Source organism: Flavobacteriales bacterium, from assembly GCA_013001705.1.
Lineage (GTDB): Bacteria > Bacteroidota > Bacteroidia > Flavobacteriales_D > JABDKJ01 > JABDLZ01.
The window spans coordinates 1-5,832 of the sequence record JABDLZ010000228.1; the positions used below are offsets into that span (position 1 = coordinate 1).

Below are 5,832 nucleotides of genomic sequence, written 5' to 3' on the forward strand. Positions count from 1 at the left end.
GCCTACACCTGCTATGAATACATCGATGTCCGTACCCAAATCGTCCATGATCTCCCGGGCCATAGCGCGATATCCCTTCCTGTTGTCCACGTTATTGAATTGATCGATCCAAAAGGTATCGGCCTTATCATCGAGCTCCTTTACCCGTGCTTCCATACGTAGGATGAGTTCTGCACTGATCTTGCCATCCTTGCTAGGGATGATTTCCACCTTTGCTCCAAAAGCCCGCATCATCTGGATCTTCTCCTCGGCAAATGCATCGGAGGAAATGAGATGGGCGCGATATCCTTTCCGACCACATATCATGGACAAAGCGGCTCCCGTACTGCCTCCGGTATACTCTATGACGGTGCCTCCAGCCTTCAGTTCTCCTCTTGCTTCTGCTCCTTCTATCATGGAAAGGGCCATTCGGTCTTTCATACTTCCCGTGAGGTTGGCTCCTTCGTACTTGACGTACACTGTTGCATCTTCTTCACCCGTAAGGTGATTCAAGCGGATCAAGGGGGTGTTTCCAATTCCTTTCATGGCTCGTGCTGTTGACCATTCATAAAAGTAGAATGATCCGGATTCAGGAGGAACGATATTCACTTATCTCGAAGAGGTGACCATCCGGGTCACGGAAGAAACAGCGTGTCTCCTGTCCTCGGTCCAGAGGTGGAGTGATGAATTCAGCTCCGCGGGATCTGAGTATCTCATAGGACGCACGGCAATCCTGCACGCGGATGGTAAACGCATGACTTACGTGATCTTTATTCTCAGGAGGCAAGAAATGGGTATCGGGTTTATCCTCCGTAGGTCCACCCGATGTGACCAGAAGGATCCAATTTCCTAAGAATTCAAGCACCAGTGAATCTCCTCCATATTCACGAAAGACCTTGGCACCTAGTACATCGACATAGAAGTCTTTAGAAGCAGTCATGTCCTGGATGACCAAGATGGTGGTCAAAGCGGATTCATTGAACGGTTCTTGCCTATGTGCATCCATGCTGGCTTTGGTTATTGATTGATATCATTTGACCACCTTGTCGATCAATCGACCTAGTGTTCCTTTCATCTTCTTCCCGTGATTATTCAGATGGGCCACCCACTGGTATTCTTTGAAATTCTGGAAATCACCCCCCGGTGGTTTTTGGAATGTCCCTGCGATGAGGATCGTATTGAAGCCCCAATCGTGGCTTAGACAATAGGACAGGTTCTGCGAGTGAAAAGAGATATCCGCATCCTCAGCTGCTAGGTCCACCTTTTGGAAACCGTTCCGGTAGGATAAACTATAGACCTCATTCTTATCTGTGAGATGTGCGCGCAAGGGCCTATAGGATGTCAGCTTTCGTGTGCTGTTCCTATCGAGACTTTTCTCTATGAATCGATCGGCCAGTCTCTTCAATTCTTCTTCCGATACCGAATCGAATGTTGTCAATTCCCTGTGAGCCAAAGCGGCATGATCGGCCATATATCGCTCGATGGCCTTTTCCGATCCTTCAAAACCCTCTCCCACCTTCCATCTGTCACCTGGATAGAGCACAACAGCACGACTTTCCAGGTCATCGATATGTTGCTGGATCATATCGATTCTGTTGGCGAAAGCATTGAAATGGAAATTATCCTCATGGCAGAACCACACAAAACTGGCAAATGGGATAGTGAAAGTGGGTCTGAAGGCCCGTATGTGATGCCCTATCTCATCGAGTTTCTTACGTGCATGCGATTGCATACCGATCTCATCCGTCCTATTTCCAATCCATTTGGCAAAGGAGAATTGCGTAAGGAGGAGGTCCACTCTTCCAATCCTTCGGGCCAATGTATCCAAGTCCTTCTCACTGAATGTGCAGTCATTCAAATTCATGACCGTGAAGTCAGGAGTCTGTATATGTAGCCAGGAGTCGGTATCATTCACCACTTTGCCAATACGTATCACAACATGCTCTGTCAGCGGGTAAGGAACTTCATCCTTGATCTCGATGACTTCTTTGAAGCCAAGTTTCTTGCAGAAATCAGAGACCTTTTCATCGATGGTGCTTTGGAAGAGTACGGTGATATTCTCACGTATCTCAGCGGGAATCTTCTTGATATTGGGCGGAAAGAAATGATCGGGATGCTCGTGTGAGAACCAGATGTGTGTAATGCTGCTGAAATCATCGTAGTTGAATGATGTTTCAGCGAGCAGACCCCAGCTCTGGTTGAATACCCGGCCTTCGATCCAAGGGTCTGTGATCAGTCTGAGGTCCTTGTACTCAAGGATGAAAGAGGCGTGATTGACCCATTCAATATGCATGTGGTGTTTTTAGCGTGTTCTCGAAGGTACGGCAGCAAGAGCAGCGATCGACATGCTGGTCAAGACATGCCATCTGTATAGGATGTCCCTTAGCAATTCAAGGTATCAGCATAGACCCTCTTCTATGCGGCTTTCCTTACACCCAGAAATGATACAGTCCCCAATAGCTGAAACAAAAGATCAATAGGAGGAATATCGCGTGATTGGAAAAGACCAGGGCCCGGATCCATTTCCTAGGCCGAGAAGTCATGTATCCCTTGCGGGTAGAGTACAGTAGGGGTATAATGGCCAAGAGAAGTAGGAATGGCGAGTAAGAAGAAAGGCTTATCAAATTGGAACTATGGTGGGTATAGGGTGCGTCAAAGTAGTAGATGGACACATTGGTCGCGAGCACGAAGAGATAGGCGAAGAGTATCCCATTGATGAGCGCCATGGGAATCAGAAAACCCCATCTCCTATACTTCAGCAACAGAATCGCATACCCTAAGCCCAGCAGAAGCAATAGCCCTCCTATGAAGGCCAGTCCTACACGTATTAGCGGAGTATTAAATGGCGTGATGTACTCAGCCAAGTGCATGAACTCCTCATTCTCTGGAAATAGACTCGGGATATCGATCATATGGTCGCCTTTGGCCAGTTCTTCATTCAGATCTAACTGTACAGAGGTATCGTAGTCATGGTAGAAGTACAGATGTACTTGGAGATTCTCGGTGTCCCAGATGGAGGTGAGCAAGGTGCCATCCCCATTACGACTTCTGCACACATGCATGGTATCAGAAAGTGATCGGCAATATTCTAGGGAATTCTCTGCGCTATTTCGTTCAAGGAATGCCTTGCCTTTTCTGTATTTACTTAGGCGATTTGCCTCTTCTTCTTGGGTGATGGAGGGACAGAAATTGGAGAGGACGTAGTTGGCCTCTTCCCCCATGATGCTTCCGTAGGGCTCTACGACCAGGTATTTCCCACTGGGGTCGATATAGATGAATACATCGTCTATGAAGAATGAGCGATCATAGTCTTCGATAAATTCCCTTACCTCCTCGACCGTGGCACATTGTTGCATAACACCTGTCAGGTAGTCGATCTCATTATAGACGGGCTTCTTATGCTGCACAGGCCCTTTATCCGGATAGTATGCAGCCAATCGGGAGAATACGAGGCCGGCCGTGTTCATGCCTGATTGAGGAGCGAATCGACCGGCTGATACCTCTCGGGATCCCGTATAAGCCGCTCCGTATCCTTCTGCAGATGGAGCGTTCTCGAACCAGATCTTAGAATCCGTCCGCCAGGCATCCTCATTGCATCCCACCATGGTCTTGCCTCCTGCGCTGATCTTGTACATGCTGCAGGCAGCAAGCGGATGAGGAGCCGCAAGGGTAATGAAGAAGACAATGTTCAGCAAAGGCAGGCCTAGTGCACGCATGGGATAGCAACGTGATGAACGGGTAAGCATTGCATAACTGTCACGGTCATGATCACGATTTGGGCTTCCCCAACAGCACATTTCCGCTGAGTTCAGGATTCTTCATGAATTGTGATCTTTCTATTTCCTGACGATTCTCAGCCACGAATCATAGCTCTAGCCGGCCAAGATCGATTCTATTCTTCTAACGAGCTCCCGTCACTTCGATCTCCAATTTCATATCTGGTGAGACCAATTGAGCAACACCAATTGCCGATTGGGTGGGACGTATGCCTGCCTCTTTGATCCAAGTGGCATAGACATCATAGTTTCCTAATAGTCCTTCCATATCGGTCGTGTAGAAGTTCACATGAATGATGTCTTTTCTTTCCATTCCTGCCTGTTTCAGCAGATCATCGATTGCATTTAGGATGAATTCCATCTGCTTTCTCTGGTCCCCTGGATATTTCACTCCCAGTCCCATTTCAGCACTGGTATCTGGAACAAGCGAGGTCTGACCCGAGAATTTGATCATCTCACTGAAGTCAGAAATGAGTTCAGCTTGATTCATTTCAAATCCAGCTCCCCAGTCATCGGGAGGATTGATGGCTTGTCTTTGTATTTCTCTTTTCTCCTCGCTAGAGTCATTTGTCTCAATTGCTGAATTATCCGAGTTGCTCGTGCAGCTCATTACGCACATTGCGATAAGGAGTACACTTATGATTGAAGTTTTCATTGATGGCGGTTTAAGGGTTAAGCGTCTTCTTGTTAGGTAATAATACCCAACTTGGAGATGTGATGAATTTAAGTCATCACCTCCTATCCTCCCCAAGAGATTTAGAGATCCTCTTTCAAGACCACGTACAATGTCTTACAGACTCAGCCCTAGTCTGAAACCTTCCTCGATGGCACGCTGGGCATCGATACCCCCGGCCTTCAGCGCTCCTCCTATGATGTGAGGAGTCTTACCCGCAGCCTTCAGATCATCTTCCAGACTGCGATCGCTCTCTTGCCCAGCACAGATGACCACATGGTCCACCTCCAAGCATCGTTCCTCCCCTTGGTGGCGGATGTGAAGTCCATCATCATCGATGCGCAGGTACTCCACGCTGCTCATCTCTGTAACTCCCAGTTTCTTGACCGTTTGCCGGTGTATCCAGCCTGTGGTCTTACCCAGGTCCTTGCCAGCTTTGCCGGGTGAGCGCTTGAGCATGTAGAGTTCGCGGTCTGCATGATCGTCTTCAGGAGAGGTGACTCCTCCCCGTACTTCTCCATTGCGCGTAATTCCCCAGAATTCCTCGAAATCTTCTTTACTCATGGTCTCATGACCCAGAAAAGCCGCCATGTCAAATCCAATCCCACCTGCACCGATGATGGCCGCTTTCTGTCCTACTCTGACCCGGCCTGAGAGCACCTCCGGATAGGGCACTGCCTTCTCATGCTGGATACCCTCGATCCGCGGGATACGCGGAAGCACACCGGTACTCATCACCACCTCATCATAGTCCGCGGCCATCTCGGCCTGGAACTCGGATCGCAGATGCACGGTGACTCCATGCTTCTCCACCATGGTCTCATAGTAGCGTAGGGTCTCCCTGAACTCTTCCTTGCCGGGTATCTGGCTGGCAAAGAGGAACTGCCCACCGATACGCTCACGTCTCTCGTAGACATGTACGTCATGGCCACGCTGGGCAGCAGTGATGGCACAGGTCAGTCCGGCCGGACCGGCCCCGACCACGGCTACTTTCTTCTTCTGTTGCGCAGGCGACTCATCGTACTCCGTCTCATGACAGGCACGAGGATTGACCAGGCAACTGGCGGTCTTCTGCTCGAATACATGGTCCAGGCAGGCCTGATTGCATGCGATGCAGGTATTGATCTCCTTCTCCCTTCCGGTGCGGGACTTGATCATGATCTCCTCATCGGCCAAGAAGGGTCGGGCCATACTCACCATATCGGCACATCCATCGGCCAAGACTTCTTCAGCCGTGCGGGGATCGTTGATGCGATTGGTGGTGATGAGCGGAATATCGACTTCACCCATCAGGCGTTTGGTGACCCATGCAAATCCGGCCCGCGGTACCATAGTCGCGATGGTGGGAATACGGGCCTCATGCCAGCCGATACCGGTATTGATGATACTGGCCCCGGCCTGCTC

At 49.5% G+C, this 5,832-nt stretch carries 6 protein-coding genes; all 6 read right to left on the reverse strand.

What is annotated here, in order from left to right:
• Nucleotides 1-525 (reverse strand): pyridoxal-phosphate dependent enzyme (locus HKN79_09140; GenBank protein NNC83731.1); only part of this gene is annotated, 525 nt, incomplete at its 3' end.
• A 43-nt stretch (nucleotides 526-568) separates the two neighbouring features.
• Nucleotides 569-985, reverse strand: coding sequence for a VOC family protein (locus tag HKN79_09145; GenBank protein ID NNC83732.1), 417 nt, complete (start codon nucleotides 983-985; stop codon nucleotides 569-571).
• 24 nt (nucleotides 986-1,009) lie between these two features.
• The gene (locus HKN79_09150) at nucleotides 1,010-2,272 is read right to left on the reverse strand and encodes an MBL fold metallo-hydrolase (protein ID NNC83733.1); all 1,263 of its coding nucleotides are present in this window, start codon (nucleotides 2,270-2,272) and stop codon (nucleotides 1,010-1,012) included.
• A gap of 136 nt (nucleotides 2,273-2,408) precedes the next feature.
• Nucleotides 2,409-3,695, reverse strand: a complete 1,287-nt coding sequence (locus HKN79_09155) for a hypothetical protein (protein ID NNC83734.1) — start codon at nucleotides 3,693-3,695, stop codon at nucleotides 2,409-2,411.
• A gap of 184 nt (nucleotides 3,696-3,879) precedes the next feature.
• Nucleotides 3,880-4,410, reverse strand: a complete 531-nt coding sequence (locus tag HKN79_09160) for a RidA family protein (protein ID NNC83735.1) — start codon at nucleotides 4,408-4,410, stop codon at nucleotides 3,880-3,882.
• Nucleotides 4,411-4,545: 135 nt separating this feature from the next.
• Nucleotides 4,546-5,832 (reverse strand): FAD-dependent oxidoreductase (locus HKN79_09165; protein ID NNC83736.1); only part of this gene is annotated, 1,287 nt, incomplete at its 5' end.

What these genes read in the sequence shown, in the direction of transcription:
- HKN79_09145 (NNC83732.1), bottom strand. Translation starts at nt 985, where the DNA reads ATGGATGCACATAGGCAAGAACCGTTCAATGAATCCGCTTTGACCACC.
- HKN79_09150 (NNC83733.1), bottom strand. Translation starts at nt 2,272, where the DNA reads ATGCATATTGAATGGGTCAATCACGCCTCTTTCATCCTTGAGTACAAG.
- HKN79_09155 (NNC83734.1), bottom strand. Translation starts at nt 3,695, where the DNA reads ATGCGTGCACTAGGCCTGCCTTTGCTGAACATTGTCTTCTTCATTACC.
- HKN79_09160 (NNC83735.1), bottom strand. Translation starts at nt 4,410, where the DNA reads ATGAAAACTTCAATCATAAGTGTACTCCTTATCGCAATGTGCGTAATG.